The sequence below is a fragment of the Nocardioides cremeus genome (assembly GCF_030518195.1).
GTDB lineage: Bacteria > Actinomycetota > Actinomycetes > Propionibacteriales > Nocardioidaceae > Nocardioides > Nocardioides cremeus.
The window spans coordinates 1-275 of the sequence record NZ_JAULSC010000314.1; the positions used below are offsets into that span (position 1 = coordinate 1).

Genomic DNA, 275 nt, shown 5'->3' on the forward strand with positions numbered 1-275 from the left:
GGCCTTGGGGCTAATGTTTATCGGTGGTGCCGGTAAAAGTGCGATGTTTCCATTGCACATCTGGTTACCGGATGCTATGGAAGGTCCTACTCCTGTCAGTGCATTAATCCATGCTGCTACCATGGTAGTAGCCGGTGTATATCTGGTAGCCCGTATGTTCCCGTTGTTTATAGGATATGCGCCCGAAGTGCTGCACTGGATAGCTTATATCGGTGCGTTCACTGCATTCTACGCCGCTAGTGTGGCGTGTGCACAAAGCGATATCAAACGTGTGC

General features: G+C 50.5%; 1 protein-coding gene. It reads left to right on the plus strand.

The window, feature by feature from the left end; genetic code table 11:
* Positions 1–275: proton-conducting transporter transmembrane domain-containing protein (locus tag QWJ41_RS21240; RefSeq protein WP_302710489.1), on the plus strand; the 275-nt coding region annotated here is incomplete at both ends.